Here is a 14,778-nt window from a genome sequence, read left to right as displayed (position 1 = left end):
TCAGCGCGTCATGATCTGCACCCAGTCGATAGCCTCCGGTGCGGCAATCAGCTGCACCACAGCGGCGGTGGACGGCGCCGCCTGCTCCTCAACAGCCTGCACCACCCCCACTGGAATGTTGGGCGGCAGCAGTGTGCTTGCTGGCGATGTGCTCACCAGATCACCCGGCCGAACATCCGGATCGCGATCGATGAAGCGAAGTTTGGGCCGACTGGACCCCATACCCACCAGCAGACCATGGCGGCGAGAGCGGGGCAACCAAACACCGATCTCATGACCTGGCGCGGTCAGCAATTTCACCCGTGCAGTGGCTGGCGTCGTACTGGACACCCGGCCGAGCAGTCCTCCGGGCCCGATGACGGCGTCGTTCGCGGCGATGCCGTGCAGACCACCCTTACCGAGCTCCAGCTGCTGCCACCAGCCACGGGGACGGCGGGCAATCACCGCCGCAGACACCAGACCAGCCTGAGAGCCGTCCTGCTGTAGAGCCAGGAGGCCACGCAGACGTTGGTTATCTCTCTCCAGCAATTTCAGCCTGGATGCCTGTTCCAGATCGGTCGCGGCAACAATCCATTCCCGCTGCGCTGGACCGGGCCAGAACGGTCGGCTGAGCAAGGCATAAGCATCGGTGAAACCGGCACCCTTACTGAGGCGCACAACGATCAGGCCGGAGATCAGCAGAAGCCACGGTGTGAGCTGAGCGAATCCCCGCAAACGACTCGTCCCAGGCCGCAGCGATGGAGCCATGGGCTCAGGCGCCGGCGGGTGATCGGATGAATTCCGGGGTGTCGACCACGCGTTGGAGGCGCTTCCAGTCCTCCAACACCTGGCCACAACCATTGACCACGCAGAGGAGAGGGTCTTCTGCGATGTGTACAAAGATGCCCGTCTCGTGGCTGATCAGATCACTGATACCGCGCACCAACGCTCCACCACCGGCCAGCATGATGCCTCGATCGACGATGTCGGCAGCCAACTCAGGTGGGGTGCGCTCCAGGGTGCGCTTCACCGCCTCAACGATCACGTTGAGGGGCTCGGCAATCGCTTCTCGAAGATCGCCTGCTCTCAAATTGATCGTACGAGGCAGGCCGGAGAGGAGATGCAGGCCACGTACATCCATTGACTCCTGGTCAAAGGCGTCATCGGGGAATGCAGAGCCGACGCGAATCTTGATGTCCTCAGCGGTGCGTTCACCGACCACCATGTTGTGCACCTTCTTGAGGTAAACCCCGATCGCATCGGTGATTTCATCACCGGCGACGCGCACGGACTCACTCAGCACCGTGCCACCGAGACTCAAAACGGCCACCTCAGTCGTGCCACCGCCGATGTCAACAATCATCGTGCCGACGGGTTCCGTCACCGGCAGGCCCGCACCAATGGCGGCTGCCACTGGTTCATCGATCAGATGCACTTCCCTTGCACCGGCCATGCCCGCTTCTCGCACTGCGCGACGTTCAACACCGGTCACACCGCTGGGGATACCCACCACCAAACGGGGAGCCATGATGCCGCGCCCTTCATTGCCTTTGGTGATGAAGGTCTTGAGCATCTGCTCAGCCGCATCGAAGTCGGCAATCACACCATCGCGCAGAGGCCGTACAGCGCGAATGTTGCCTGGGGTCCGACCCAGCATCAACTTCGCCTCATCACCCACAGCCAGTGGTGTGCCGCGCTCAAGATCCAGCGCGACTACCGACGGCTCCTGCAACACAATGCCCTTCCCTGACACATAGATCAGCGTGTTGGCGGTGCCAAGGTCGATGCCGATGTCGCGAGACAGCTGGAAACGACGAAACAGCACGGCCACAGGACCTCAGGCCGGCGAATCATAGGGGCGGAATCCAACGCTGCCTGTTACATCCGGCGGTAGGGGTGGAACTCCTTGAAAGCAGCCATAAAAACCGTGGCGCATCATTGAAACCAACACAAGGAGTGAATCCCATGGGCGTGAATTCCGTCACCCTCGTCGGCCGAGCCGGTCGCGACCCCGAAGTGCGTTACTTCGAATCCGGCAGCATGGTCGCCAATCTCACCATGGCCGTGAATCGCCGCAGCCGCGACGACGAGCCCGACTGGTTCAACCTCGAGATCTGGGGCAAACAGGCTCAGGTGGCCGCTGACTACGTGAAAAAAGGCTCCCTGCTGGGCATCATCGGCAGCGTCAAGCTGGATCGCTGGACCGACCGCAACAGCGGTGAAGAACGGAGCAAGCCGGTTGTACGCGTCGATCGTCTTGAACTGCTTGGCTCCAAGCGGGACAACCAGGAAGCCGCTGGCAGCTTTGGCGGCCAGGCTTCTGATGAAGAGATCCCCTTCTGAAGCCGACCGTTGGCGCTGGCGGTCAGTCGGACGACTGACGCCGGCGCCAGACCCGCAGCCCTAACCAGATCGCCCCAGAGAGAACAGCCACCACCAGCAGCACTTTCACAGCTTTGGAGACCGGATCGATCCACAGTTCAACGGTGTTGTAGCCCTCGCCGAGCACCATCCCCGCCACGGTGAGCAGGAGGGTCCAGATCAGGCTGCCGGCAGTCGTCCAAAGCAGAAACGGTGCCATCGGCATCATCTCAATGCCAGCCGGCACGGAGATCAAGGTGCGGATGCCGGGCACCAAACGCCCCCAAAACACAAGTGCGGTTCCGTAGCGTCCGAACCAGCGACGACTGCGCCCCAGTTCTTCAGGGCTGATGCCGATCCAGCGACCGTGGTTGCCAAGCCACTGTTCAATTCTCTCTTCGTTGATCAGTCGTCCAATCCCATACCAAGGAAGAGCGCCGAGCACCGTTCCCAGCAGTCCGGCCAGCACGACTGGCACCAGATCAAGCTGACCCTGCTGCACATAAAAACCTCCAAGCGGCATGATCAGCTCGGAGGGAATCGGCGGGAACAGGTTCTCGAGGAACATCGCCGCGAAGATGGCGGTGTAGCCAAGCCATTGGTTCGCCTCCACCGCCTGGCCGATCAGCTGAGGCAGCTGCGTGATGACATCAGAAAGCCCCATGGAGCCTGCGCACGATCGCGCAAGTCTTCCACGGGGCTGAACAATCCGCTGATTGGGTGATCAATAGCGGTAGTGGTCGGGCTTATAGGGACCTTCAACGGGCACGTTGATGTAATCGGCCTGGTCTTTGCTCAGCTCGGTGAGCTTGGCGCCGATGCGATCCAGGTGGAGACGGGCCACCATCTCATCGAGGTGCTTGGGCAGCACGTACACCTCTTTTCCGTACTCGTTGCCCTTGGTGAACAGCTCGATCTGAGCCAGCACCTGGTTGGTGAAGGAGTTGCTCATCACGAAGCTGGGGTGGCCGGTGGCGCAGCCCAGGTTCACCAGGCGGCCTTCCGCCAGCAGGATGATGCGGTTGCCGCTGGGCAAGGTGATGTGGTCGACCTGGGGCTTGATGTTGTCCCACTCGTAGCCCTTGAGGGAGGCAACATCGATCTCGTTGTCGAAATGGCCGATATTGCAGACGATGGCCTCGTCCTTCATCTTCTCCAGGTGCTCGTTGCGGATCACCTGGTAGTTGCCGGTGGCGGTCACGAAGATGTCCATCTCCTCGACCACGTCCTCAAGACGGACAACGCGGTAACCCTCCATAGCGGCCTGCAGGGCACAGATGGGATCCACTTCGGCGATGCAGACGGTGGCACCAAGACCGCGCAGGGACTGGGCTGAGCCCTTACCCACATCGCCGTAGCCCATCACCAGGGCCTGCTTGCCGGCCACCATCACATCGGTGGCACGCTTGATGCTGTCCACCAGCGACTCGCGGCAGCCGTAGAGGTTGTCGAACTTGCTCTTGGTGACGGAGTCGTTGACGTTGATAGCGGGGAAGGGCAGTTCACCGCTCTTCTGCATCTTGTAAAGGCGAGCCACACCCGTGGTGGTCTCTTCCGTGACGCCCTGGATCTCGGCTTTGGTCCGTGAATAGAAGGTGGGGTCCTGGGCCAGCTTCTTCTTGATCGACGCGAACAGGAAGGTCTCCTCTTCGTTGGAGGGGTTGTCCAGAACGGTGATGTCCTGCTCGGCCTTGCTGCCCAGCATCACCAGACCGGTGGCATCACCACCGTCGTCCAGGATCATGTTGGGGGAACCACCGTCGCCCCACTCGAGGATGCGGTGGGTGTACTCCCAGTACTCCTCAAGGGTTTCACCCTTAACTGCGAACACCGGAATGTTTTGGGCTGCAATGGCAGCAGCGGCGTGATCCTGGGTAGAGAAGATGTTGCAGGAGGCCCAGCGCACCTCGGCGCCCAGCTCCACCAGGGTCTCAATCAGACAGGCGGTCTGGATCGTCATGTGCAGAGAGCCTGCGATGCGGGCGCCCTTCAGCGGCTTCTCCGTGCCGTACTTCTCGCGCAGCGCCATCAGACCGGGCATTTCGGTCTCGGCGATGTCGAGCTCCTTACGGCCGAAGGCGGCCTGATTGATGTCGGCAATAACGCAATCGACACCAAGCTTGAGTTCCGTCGCGGTTGTGGGCGCTGCCACCATGACTTAATGCTCCCTGGGATACGTGGAGGTGAATCTCTGCAGAGACGCCGAGGCTTCGGGCTCGCTCGGTCCGGACTTTACACAGTGTGTCTGGGAGCTTGAGACCCTTGAGACGACCCAGCGACTGGGGCAGCACCTGGCAAAACAACTGCCCAGGGGAAGCATCCTGCTGCTCCAGGGAGAACTGGGTGCCGGCAAAACCTCCCTCGTGCAGGGCCTTGCCCTGGCCTGCGGCATCACCGAACCGATCACCAGTCCGACCTTCGCCCTGGCCCAGCACTACGCGGACGGGAATCCGCCCCTCGTGCATCTGGATCTCTACCGACTCGAGGATTCCGGATCAGCGGATGAACTGTTTCTGCAGGAAGAAGAGGAAGCGCGCGCCCTCGGGGCACTGATGGCTGTGGAGTGGCCGGAGCGACTGGGTCTTCAACTCCCAGAGGCCTGGCGATTGGAGCTCACATACATACAGACAGGACGACGGGCTCAGCTCACGCCACCCAAAAACGCCTCCACCTGAGCTTCCGTGGGCTGCGGATCAATCCCACCGGCACCAGCGCAGACCAGAGCACCGCAGGCGGAGGCGAATCGAACCCGTTCAGCAGGGGACGCGGACCAACGATGCAACAAGCCTGCGGTGAAGGCATCACCAGCGCCGGTGGTGTCGACCACCTGCGGCGGGTGAAAAGCAGGCTGCGTGCCAGATGCACCATCCATCCACCAACGCACCGGTTCAGCACCGTCCGTCACCACCACATCCGGCTCCTGGGGGAGCTGGGTACAGATGGCCCGCGGGTCCGTTGAACCAAACAACCAGATCGCCTCCTCACGGGCCAGCTTGATCAGGGCCGCCTGCTCCAGCAGGGGTCGGATCAGCTCGATGGCCTGCTGAGAAGGCCCAGCGTCCGGGCGGGCCGCACTGTCCCAAAAGGTGGGGCGCCAGTTCACATCCACAGCGAGAGCAATGCCTCGTGCCTTGGACTGAGCTACAGCTCCGCGCAGGGAATCTGCAGAGGCATGAGCAGCCAAAGGGAGGGTGCCTGTGAGCAACCATCGGGCTTGCTTGGGCAATTCCACTGATGCGAGGGCCTGATCGGCAAAGCCCAGCCCTTCATCGCCGGCAAACCCTCGAAACTGCCGCTCACCATCAGCGCTGCGACGCACCAGCACAATGCGAGAGGGACGCTGTGCATCCCACTGCACTGAGTCGACATCGACACCTCGTTGAAGAAACAACGTTGCGAAACGATCGCCAATGGCGTCAGCACCCAGCCGGCCCAGAAAAGCGACGCTTGTTCCCAATCGCGCCAACCCACAGGCCACGTTGGCGGGTGCCCCGCCGAGACGATCGTCGAGCGGACCATCGATGGCCGGATCACCTCCTGGGGGCCCCAACCGATCGATCAAGGCTTCCCCAAGGCAAACCACCGGCAAATCTGAATTCACGACTGCGCCTTAACAACCCCCGGCATACACGTTCCTCAGCCGCACGTCAGCCCAACGGGAAACTGAAGCCACCTTACGGATAAAGCAATATCCACCCTCACCACATTGGGTCGCCAGAGTTTCATCCAAATGAAACGAAGCAGCCTGAGTGCGTGTCAGATCGGAATTACAAAACACGAAACGGCTATCACGCACAGCAAGTCCTGATCGAATGAGACAGTTCACCCAGAAATACTCATCCGCCAATCGATCAAGAGGAAACGTTGACGGGTCAAATTGCCGCAGCAAAGCGTAGTCAGCCGCTGTAACCGCAAAAAACATATTCTGCTTACGTAAGACAGACTGACGCAAGCCAAACCAAGGCGCGATCTCTTCGAAACGACGCTGATTGGCTTCCTGCTGCTGCTGTTTCAAGCCAGTACGGGGCTGCAGAGACAATTGCGTCTCAAGACAGATCTGTCGAATCTCTTGAAACGATTTCAGCGGAAGCATATCTCCGGACAGCAACACCATCGCAGTACAACCATCACCCCAGGCTTGTTCAAACAACCTGCGACTGGCCAACACAAGGCTTAAACAGCCCCAAGCCGTAGGCAATGGATCAGGGTCGATCCAGGTATGTTCCAAAACTTGCTCAGGCTTAGCCGTTTTGGCATGGACATAACAACGCACCTCTTCTCGTGAAACTCCGGCCAGAAAATGACCCCACAGGGGCAGATGATCCACCCCCTGCTTAATCAGAAAACAAAGACCAATCAGTTGATTGACCTCCGCAACGCCTCAATCATTTTGGCGTTAGCAGCAGGAAACGCAAAAGTGTCGAGTTGATCTGGACTCACCCAGCGAACTTGTTGGCTGGCCAAAGGCTGAGGATCACCGGAGACCCAGGCACACAGATACACCACAAACCGTAGTTTCTTGTGGCTGTAGGCGTGGTCCAGCGTGATGAGCTCCTCGCCGACGCTGATCACAATGCCCAACTCCTCCTTGAGCTCCCGCTCGATGCAGGCCTCGATCGATTCACCAGGCTCCTGCTTACCGCCAGGGAACTCCCACAGGCCACCGAGAAGCCCCTCATCAAGGCGCTGATCAATCAAGACGTGACCTTCAGCGTTCAACACCACCCCGACACCGATCACCTGAAAGGGGAGGGGTTTCGGGGCATCGGTCATCGGCCAGCGGGTCGGATCGCCGGCAGCGTAGGCAGCACAACAGAACTGCCACGGACATCTCCCACAGTCGGGGTTGCGGGGGGTACAGACCGTGGCCCCGAGATCCATCAGGGCCTGGTTGAAATCCCGGGGTCGCGCCGGATCCAGCAAGACTTCACTCCACTGCCAGAACAAGACCTGCTCACGGGCGGGAGGGCGAGGGTGCGCATGCAAACGCGCCAACACACGCTTGACGTTGCCGTCGAGGATTGCCAAAGGTGCGTTGAAGCCACTGGACAAAATGCTGCCTGCGGTGGTGCGGCCAATGCCCGGCAGACCCATCCAACTGTCCAGATCCCGGGGCCATGGTCCCTGGGCTAAACGCTGCGCTGCAGCGTGCAGACGGCGGGCTCGGGAGTAATAGCCAAGGCCCTGCCATTGCAACCGCACCTGCTCAAGCGACGCCGCGGCCAACGCATCAACGGTGGGAAACACCTTCATCCAACCCTGCCAATAGGGCAAAACCACCTTCAGCTGGGTCTGCTGCAGCATCACCTCGGCGATCCAGCACTCCAGGACATTGAGATGTTCATGGGGTTCGGGCCACCTGCCGTCCTTGGTGAACATCCACGGCTTGAGCGCAGGGTCCTTCCGACCATGAATTTCCCACCAGGCCAACAGGGATTGACTGAGCTCAGGCGCTAGGGCGCTGAGGTCACGATGTTCGGCGCCGCTTCGTTGACCCATCAAGCAGCACAACCCCGCTCTGATTGACATGGATCATCTTGTTAGAGGACATGGGTGACGGGATCCATGCCTCGCCTCTCTCGGATTGAGCTGTCGCTTCAGAGTGTTTCGGGTCGCAAACCGCTGGGACGGTGGGAAATCAGGAAAGCCTGCTTCCCGGAAAAGTCCTGCTTCCCAGCGGTGATCAGATCGTCACCGGTGTTCCAAACCCAGTCCTGGTCGTTGCAGGTGTCGTCGTCAAAACTTGTGCTCAGAGGAGGGCCGAGCCGAGCACGCAGGCCTTCCAAAAATTCAGTCATATCGTAAATCCTGAACTCGTAAGCCAAATGCATCAGGCCTTTTGCGGAGTCAACTACAAAAGTGACCTGTGAAATGGGGAAGTGACCGAGCTCTAGAGATTGAACCCTGCGATCGCCTGCAACGCATTCATTTCACTCACCCTTTAACCATGACATTGCAGCAGAAGACGTTGACGCCCTCCCCCCCCCGAGAAGCACTAAACACGATTTAAAGCTGCACGCAATCATGGCCATAACAACCAAGTTACTGATTGCTGGAGCGAGTGCACTTATCCCGCTCCTCAGTCTTCCCGCCACGGCGCTGGCAGCTGGCGGAGGAGCAATTCTTTCCGATCCAGGCGCCGCCCACGGAAAGCATTTTCATCCGAAGGGCAAGGGGGCCAGTGCGGCTACCGTCGAACTCTGGCTAAAGAACAAAGGCGCTCTTCCTTTCGATGACACCCGCGATTTCGATGAAGCAAAAAAGGGATTTATTGCAGCACCCCCCTACAAGCAAATCCTTAAAGACGATGGAACGGTTGTCTGGGATATGGAGAGCTACGAATGGCTGCTCAACGGAAAGGATTTTGAGAGCATTCACCCCTCCCTTCAACGGCAAGCAGTACTCAACATGGCCTATGGATTGTATGAGGTCGTTCCAGATCGCATCTATCAAGTGCGTGGTTACGACCTAGCCAATATCTCTTTCATTAAGGGGGATCGAGGCTGGATCGTCTTCGACCCACTCACGGCCAAAGAAACTGCTCGCGCAGCCCTCGACCTCATCAATGATCAGCTAGGCGAACGGCCTGTCACTGCTGTTGTAATTTCCCATTCCCACGCAGATCACTTCGGCGGAATTCGGGGAGTTGTCGATGAAAAAGATGTACTCAGTGGAAAAGTTCCGGTGATTGCTCCTGTGGGCTTCATGGACCATGCCGTTAGTGAGAATGTCTATGCAGGCAACGCGATGAACCGTCGCCTCTTTTACCAATATGGTGTTTTATTGTCTCGCAGCCCATTCGGACATGTTGATCAATCCATTGACGAGAACACCGCTGCTGGAACGACGGGCCTAATTCCACCTTCTCGCATCATCAGCAAGCCGATCGAGCGGCTAACCGTTGATGGCATCGAGATGGAGTTTCAGAACACTCCTGGCACTGAAGCCCCAGCGGAGATGAACACCTGGTTCCCTCAGTTCAAAACATTCTGGGCTGCAGAAAATATTACCGGCACCATTCACAACATTTATACACTGCGTGGTGCCTTGATCCGCGACCCCCTGGAGTGGAGCAAGAAGATTAATGAGGCTCTCTTTCGATATGGGACCAAAGCCGATGTGATGTTCGCCTCACACAGCTGGCCACGCTGGGGCAATGTGCGCATTCAGGAAGTGATGCGGGTGCAGCGAGATGCCTATGCCCATCTCAACAACAATGTGCTTCATCACGCCAATAAAGGCGTGATGATTAATGAGATTCACAATGTTTATACCCTCCCAGAGAGCCTGAAACAGCAGTGGGCAGCTCACAGCTATCACGGGTCTGAAGAGCACAACAGCCGTGCTGTGATCAACCGCTATTTGGGGTATTGGGACGCCAACCCCACAACACTGACACCGCTTTCGCCGTCTGATTCAGCCCCGCTCTACGTGGAAATGATGGGAGGTGCAACACCAATCCTCACCAAAGCAAAGGCACTCATCAAGGCCGGACAGTACCTTCTCGCGACAGAAATTCTCAACAAGCTGATCTACGCCCAGCCTATTAACACCACAGCCAAGGATCTGCTCGCTGATGCCTTCGAACAGATCGGGTACCAAAAAGAAAGTCCAAGCGTGCATAACAGCTTTCTAGCTGCCGCGTTGGAGCTTCGCTCTGGCATCCCCTCTGGTGCCATTCCCAAAACATCAGGCCCAGACATGATCAAAGCCATGTCCACCCAGCTATGGCTTGATTTCCTAGGGATCCGCCTGGATCCGGGTCAAACCGCGGGAAAGGCCTTCCGCATCAATTTGATCACCCCAGACAACGAGGAACGGTTTGCAATCGAGCTGAGCAACGACGCCCTCACAAGCATCCAGGGTTACGTAGGGCAGAATCCCGATTTAACGATCACGATCAAACGCGAGCAACTTGAGCGCCTGATGACCGGCAGCGCCGATTTTGATCAGCTGGTTAAGGAAGGGGTCATGCAGCTTGATGGCAGCCGGGCTGTGGCAGACAACTTGCGCTCCATGCTTGTGCAGTTCACACCAGACTTCGAAATTCTTCCTGGCACAACACCTGCCGGCAGCAATCAGGGAGTCGATGTCAACCCAGCACAACCGCTGCGTCAATCAGAGCCAGCCGATACGGCAGGTGGCTGAAGCATCACCTCGGCGATCCAGATGCCATAAAGATCAAGCTCGTCGGTGACCGTTGGCCAGCGGCCTGCAAGGTTGACCATCCACGGCTTCTGTGCCGAATCACAGCGTCCATTGATCTGCCACCAGCCCAGCAGGTGCTGGGCCATCGCCGGCACTGATCTCGAAATCACACCCATGAATACCGTTTGATCAGAAACTGACGGAACCAACGATCGATCTGCCATGAGCCGGCCAAAGCCTCGAACCACTGTCCTGGAGCGACGCTTTGAATCGATGATCTGGAAATTCCGCCTGATCACCCTGGTGCCGGTGGTGATGAGCCTGTTCGGGAGTGTGAGTTGTTTTGTGATCGGAACCTACGCCGAAGTCAGCGTGCTCAGCAGGGTCTTTCAAGGCCACTTCACCCACACCAACAGCACCCTGTTAATTGGCAAGGTGGTCGGCGGAATCGATTACTACCTGATTGGCATCGCTCTGTTGATTTTCGGATACGGGATTTACGAGCTGGTGATCTCAGACATTGATCCACGCCAGCAAGAGGCGTCCGACGTTCGGCGCAACCTGCTGAACATCGAATCGCTGGACGGCCTCAAACAGAAGCTCACCAAGGTGATCGTGGTGGCCTTGATCGTGACCGCTTTCAAATACATGGTGGGGTTCAAGGTCACCACGAGAACGGAGCTGCTGATGTTCTGCGCCTGAGTTTTGATGCTGGCCTTCAGCGCCTGGCTGCTCGGACAGACCAGAAATCACTGACGCTGCGGGCCAGGTGCCTCAGTGCCTGCTGCCAAAGCCGTTGCTGCAGCTGACGCTCACGGCGGGAGAGAGGTGCATGGGCAAGCTGCTGGTGAGCTTCGGCCACGGCCAGCAACGGCACGGACAGCTCGGAGTGGATGCAGCGGCGCGATGGCAGAGGGCCGCGAAGGATTCCCCAGGCTGCGGGGTGACGTCCAATGTCTCGAGCAATCGCAAGGTCCGCTGAATCGGAGTGGCAACGGCCCGCCAACGCGTGACTCGCAAACCCAGTGCAAACGCCAAGGCCCCACCGGCCAAGACCAGCCAGCCGATCCAGTTCGGGTTGGAGCCAAGCAGCTGGTTCAGCCAGGCCGTCTGGGCGGTCTGATCAAAACTCAGCCACCAGCGGTTCCAGGCCAGATCAAGGCCCCACCACTGCCACTGCAGCCAACGCCACCACCCCCGCCGAGGCCCGCCGAGATTTCGACCCAGCACAGCCTCCCGAGATGCGACTGAACCACCTCCAACTCAGGTAGTGGGATCCACCTGCCTCCACCCTTCCCCCGCCAACCAGATCTCGCTCCAGGCGTGGGCATCGCTCTGCCGAATCTCGAGATAAGGGCTGCCACCAAGCGGTTGCACCGACAAGCCGCCCTGGTACCCACTGACCACCCGAGCCGGAACGCCGGCGGCACGCATCAACGCCGTGAACTCACTGGCGTAATGGCCGCAGAAGCCCACCTGCTGATCGAACAGAAATCCATCAAGGCCAGCCTCCCGGAGATCACCTGGAGCCAAGCTGTAGCGAAAGGGTTGGGAACGGAACCAGGCCTCTGCGGCCGCCAAACGGTCGACGTCGCGGGGGAGGGCAGCCCACTGCGCGGCAAGGGCTTCCAACCGAGACAGCTGGCCACGGGGAGGGAACTGCAGGTCCCTGGCCGTCGGCGGCTGTTGCTGCCAGGGAAGCGGTTCAGAGCTCAGCTGCAGTCGCACGGTGCGAGGCTGGGATAGGGGCTGCCAGAGCATCAACTCACCATCGGGCTGGATCTGTAGATCCGCAGACGCTGGCAGCGAAGCCCCATCCCAGGGGACCGATCGGCTGCGGGCAGGCTCGAGGCTCCACCATTGGGTGGTGGCGCTCACCACGGCTGGCGTGAATGGTGGCCGGCTTCGCGCCACCGCCGAGCGCAACCATCGGCGGCCATCAAAACGGTCGTGCACCAGAACCCTCCAGTAAGGCTCCACCGGTAAAGCGCCCGAGAACCTGACCCGGGCAGCCGGAGCGTCACGGCGCACCAGCTCGGCGATACCCAAGGGATCGAGTTCGGGCGACAGCCCAGTGGTCGCCACTTGACCCGAACCGACGTCGGTGATCCATAACGGACCGATGCGGGGCAGAAACAGAAACAACACCGCTGCCAATGGCAGGGCTGCCGCGATCAATTGGCCGCTGCGCAGCAGCAACCGTCTCCATCGCAAGGCCCCCCCCAGCTCCTGGGCCAGCAGAGCCGCCAGAGCGAACAGAGCGGTGAACAGTTGAAGAAGACTGGCCAGCAGCCCCGGCATCTGAGCCGCCAGCAATCCCACAGCCAGAAGTTGAAGCAGGGCCACCAGGCGGTGATCGGCTGGTTGGCGAGCTTCCAACAGCTTCAGGCTTGAGACCAGCACCAGGCCAAGCGTTGGCCAACTGAGCAACCAAGCCAGATCCAGCCCTGAACACTGCAAGACGAGCAGACAGCCAGTGAACCAGGCCAAAGCGCGTTTCATGCCAGCGCCAGGGCCTCGAGGCAGGCATCACGGTGCCGCAGACCCCGCTGCGGTGGCAGGCAACGACCGGGTAGCTCAAGCCCATAGATTTCGCCGCGCTGATGCAGACGCCAGATGCGGTCAGCCAGGTGCTCCAACGCAGTCTCGAAGGCAAGTCCCGGTACCGGTCGCAGCTGGTACTGATGCTGCTCGGGATCGGAAAACTGCTTGGATTGCAGAGGGCGCCCCTTGGCCAGGCTGGACCAATCCACCAAGGCAAACCGCTCTCCTGCTCGATAGGGCTTGAGGTCCTGCCAGTCCTCCATGCCGTCCTGAAAGCAACGTGGCTGTCGGTCGGCCACCGGTCCAGGACGCCGAGCCGGAATGATCAACTGCTCGCAGGAGGGTTCCCAGCGACTCCAACAGACAAACAACCCCAACGGCGCAATGGTTTCGATGTGCAGCGGAGCGGGCCGTTGCAGTCCACGTTGCTGCGGACACCACGAGAGGTTGATCGACGTTTCTCCGACCTCCAGGCTTTCCAACACCAGGGATTCACCGCCCTTCAGCTGCAACCGCAGACGCTGACGGGCCACCCGGCTTCGCAAGCGCAGGGAGTAAGGCACCGATTGAGAAGCAAAACCTGGAGCAGGCTGATCGCAAACCAGGTGCAACCCGTTGAGGTTGTCGTGGGTGAGATGCATCGCGAACAGCATCAACCCCAACAACAGACAACCGAGCAGCAACGTGCCGTTGCTCCTGGTTTGAATCGCCACGAGCTGAAGCAGGGCGACCCCTGCCAGCCAGAGCAAACCGAAGCGGGTCGGCACGATGTACACGTTGCGAAGACCGAGGCGCAGCTGCGCACTACGGGAGCGACGCAGGAGGGGAGGCTCAACGGAGTGCATTCACCTTCTGGAGCACGGTCTGGCTGAGGGGAGAGCCACCGCTGTGGTCCGCGAGGGCACCGGAATCCAGTCGATGTTCCGCAACGGACGGGAACACAGCCTGGACATCATCAATACGAACATGGTCGCGACCCTGCAGCAACGACCAGGCCCGGGCGGCCGCCAGCAACCCCTGGCTGGCACGGGGTGAGAGCCCCACGCCGGCGCCTCGGCTCGCCTCCACCAGATCAAGCACGTAATCCAGCAGCAGACCGGAGGTGTGCTGTTGACGGCACTGCTGCTGCAGGGACATCAGAGCCGCAGGATCAAGGCCACTGCTGATCTCAGCGATGGTGAGGGAAGTGTTCTTGAGAAGGGCACGCTCAGCCTGGCGGTCGGGAAATCCCAGGTGAATGCGCATGAGAAAGCGATCCAATTGCGCCTCAGGCAGTGGGCTGGTGCCCACCTGATCCAGGCTGTTCTGTGTCGCGATCACAACAAACGGCTGAGGCAAGGAGTGGCTGATGCCATCCACGCTCACCCGACTGGCCGCCATGGCCTCCAGAAGGGCGCTCTGAGTGCGGGGGCTGGCCCGATTGATCTCATCCGCCAGCAGCACCTGGGTGAAGATCGGACCAGGCTTAAAGCGGAACTCGGTCGTTCCCGGGGTTAAACACATTGATGCCAATCAGATCGGCGGGCAACAGATCGCTGGTGAAGCTCACCCTTTTGAACGCCAGGCCGAAGGCACAGGCAGTCGCTTCCGCCAACGTGGACTTACCCATGCCCGGGCGGTCCTCGATCAGGAGATGACCACCTGCTAACACACAGCTCACAGCAAGTTGGACCTGATCACGTTTGCCAATCAGCACTGAGCTGATGCCGTCGACCAGAACACCAAGGGGAGATTCGATCACTCGGG

Annotated in this window: 18 protein-coding genes; 4 read left to right on the top strand and 14 right to left on the bottom strand. The window is 59.7% G+C overall.

Going from position 1 to position 14,778, the window contains the following annotated elements:
- The gene (gene mreC, locus TX72_RS00620; RefSeq protein WP_011127001.1) at positions 1–747 is read right to left on the bottom strand and encodes a rod shape-determining protein MreC; all 747 of its coding nucleotides are present in this window, start codon (positions 745–747) and stop codon (positions 1–3) included.
- Positions 748–751: 4 nt separating this feature from the next.
- Entirely contained in the window at positions 752–1,804 is a 1,053-nt protein-coding gene (locus tag TX72_RS00615; RefSeq protein WP_011127000.1) for a rod shape-determining protein, read from the bottom strand.
- 140 nt (positions 1,805–1,944) lie between these two features.
- Here TX72_RS00615 and TX72_RS00610 point away from each other — a divergent pair, with 140 nt between their 5' ends.
- Complete coding sequence (locus TX72_RS00610; RefSeq protein ID WP_011126999.1) at positions 1,945–2,322, top strand: single-stranded DNA-binding protein; 378 nt, start codon at positions 1,945–1,947, stop codon at positions 2,320–2,322.
- A 22-nt stretch (positions 2,323–2,344) separates the two neighbouring features.
- Here TX72_RS00610 and TX72_RS00605 read toward each other — a convergent pair whose 3' ends face one another.
- Together TX72_RS00605 and ahcY are read right to left on the bottom strand one after the other, a co-directional pair.
- Positions 2,345–3,004, bottom strand: a complete 660-nt coding sequence (locus TX72_RS00605; protein WP_011126998.1) for a DedA family protein — start codon at positions 3,002–3,004, stop codon at positions 2,345–2,347.
- Positions 3,005–3,064: 60 nt separating this feature from the next.
- On the bottom strand, positions 3,065–4,495 hold the full coding sequence (ahcY, locus tag TX72_RS00600; RefSeq protein WP_011126997.1) for an adenosylhomocysteinase: 1,431 nt from the start codon (positions 4,493–4,495) through the stop codon (positions 3,065–3,067).
- A 28-nt stretch (positions 4,496–4,523) separates the two neighbouring features.
- Between ahcY and tsaE the strand changes: the two genes are divergently transcribed.
- Positions 4,524–5,015, top strand: coding sequence for a tRNA (adenosine(37)-N6)-threonylcarbamoyltransferase complex ATPase subunit type 1 TsaE (gene tsaE, locus TX72_RS00595; protein ID WP_011126996.1), 492 nt, complete (start codon positions 4,524–4,526; stop codon positions 5,013–5,015).
- Here the strand turns inward: tsaE and TX72_RS00590 are convergent.
- The 4 genes from TX72_RS00590 to TX72_RS00575 form a co-directional block, all read right to left on the bottom strand.
- Positions 4,982–5,941, bottom strand: a complete 960-nt coding sequence (locus TX72_RS00590) for a carbohydrate kinase family protein (protein ID WP_042502754.1) — start codon at positions 5,939–5,941, stop codon at positions 4,982–4,984. The genes tsaE and TX72_RS00590 overlap by 34 nt on opposite strands.
- Before the next feature lie 9 nt (positions 5,942–5,950).
- Positions 5,951–6,667: a hypothetical protein gene (locus TX72_RS00585; protein WP_011126994.1), complete on the bottom strand. Its 717-nt coding sequence runs from the start codon at positions 6,665–6,667 to the stop codon at positions 5,951–5,953.
- Positions 6,668–6,696: 29 nt separating this feature from the next.
- Entirely contained in the window at positions 6,697–7,839 is a 1,143-nt protein-coding gene (gene mutT, locus TX72_RS00580) for an 8-oxo-dGTP diphosphatase MutT (protein ID WP_011126993.1), read from the bottom strand.
- 98 nt (positions 7,840–7,937) lie between these two features.
- Complete coding sequence (locus TX72_RS00575) at positions 7,938–8,138, bottom strand: hypothetical protein (RefSeq protein ID WP_052298007.1); 201 nt, start codon at positions 8,136–8,138, stop codon at positions 7,938–7,940.
- Between the two features lie 226 nt (positions 8,139–8,364).
- On the opposite strand from TX72_RS00575, the gene TX72_RS00570 reads away from it, so the two are divergent.
- Entirely contained in the window at positions 8,365–10,488 is a 2,124-nt protein-coding gene (locus TX72_RS00570) for an alkyl/aryl-sulfatase (protein ID WP_011126991.1), read from the top strand.
- Here TX72_RS00570 and TX72_RS00565 read toward each other — a convergent pair.
- A complete protein-coding gene (locus tag TX72_RS00565; RefSeq protein WP_042502748.1) occupies positions 10,455–10,664 on the bottom strand; it encodes a hypothetical protein in 210 nt (69 codons plus the stop codon). The genes TX72_RS00570 and TX72_RS00565 overlap by 34 nt on opposite strands.
- A gap of 46 nt (positions 10,665–10,710) precedes the next feature.
- Between TX72_RS00565 and TX72_RS00560 the strand changes: the two genes are divergently transcribed.
- Positions 10,711–11,190 (top strand): YqhA family protein, encoded by a 480-nt coding sequence (locus tag TX72_RS00560; protein WP_011126989.1) that lies wholly within the window; start codon positions 10,711–10,713, stop codon positions 11,188–11,190.
- A gap of 72 nt (positions 11,191–11,262) precedes the next feature.
- Here TX72_RS00560 and TX72_RS00555 read toward each other — a convergent pair whose 3' ends face one another.
- From TX72_RS00555 to TX72_RS14795, 5 genes are read right to left on the bottom strand one after another with little or no spacing between them, the layout of a single operon-like run.
- On the bottom strand, positions 11,263–11,718 hold the full coding sequence (locus TX72_RS00555; protein WP_011126988.1) for a hypothetical protein: 456 nt from the start codon (positions 11,716–11,718) through the stop codon (positions 11,263–11,265).
- A gap of 33 nt (positions 11,719–11,751) precedes the next feature.
- Positions 11,752–12,990 (bottom strand): transglutaminase TgpA family protein, encoded by a 1,239-nt coding sequence (locus tag TX72_RS00550; RefSeq protein WP_011126987.1) that lies wholly within the window; start codon positions 12,988–12,990, stop codon positions 11,752–11,754.
- A complete protein-coding gene (locus TX72_RS00545) occupies positions 12,987–13,877 on the bottom strand; it encodes a DUF58 domain-containing protein (RefSeq protein WP_011126986.1) in 891 nt (296 codons plus the stop codon). Before TX72_RS00545 ends, TX72_RS00550 begins: the two co-directional genes overlap by 4 nt.
- On the bottom strand, positions 13,864–14,535 hold the full coding sequence (locus tag TX72_RS14800) for an AAA family ATPase (protein WP_011126985.1): 672 nt from the start codon (positions 14,533–14,535) through the stop codon (positions 13,864–13,866). Before TX72_RS14800 ends, TX72_RS00545 begins: the two co-directional genes overlap by 14 nt.
- A complete protein-coding gene (locus TX72_RS14795) occupies positions 14,498–14,773 on the bottom strand; it encodes an AAA family ATPase (RefSeq protein WP_011126984.1) in 276 nt (91 codons plus the stop codon). Before TX72_RS14795 ends, TX72_RS14800 begins: the two co-directional genes overlap by 38 nt.
- Between the last annotated feature and the right edge of the window lie 5 nt (positions 14,774–14,778).

This window comes from Parasynechococcus marenigrum WH 8102, assembly GCF_000195975.1.
GTDB lineage: Bacteria > Cyanobacteriota > Cyanobacteriia > PCC-6307 > Cyanobiaceae > Parasynechococcus > Parasynechococcus marisnigri.
The sequence above is the reverse complement of the archived record's forward strand: the minus strand, read 5'-3'. Positions and strand labels throughout refer to the sequence as shown.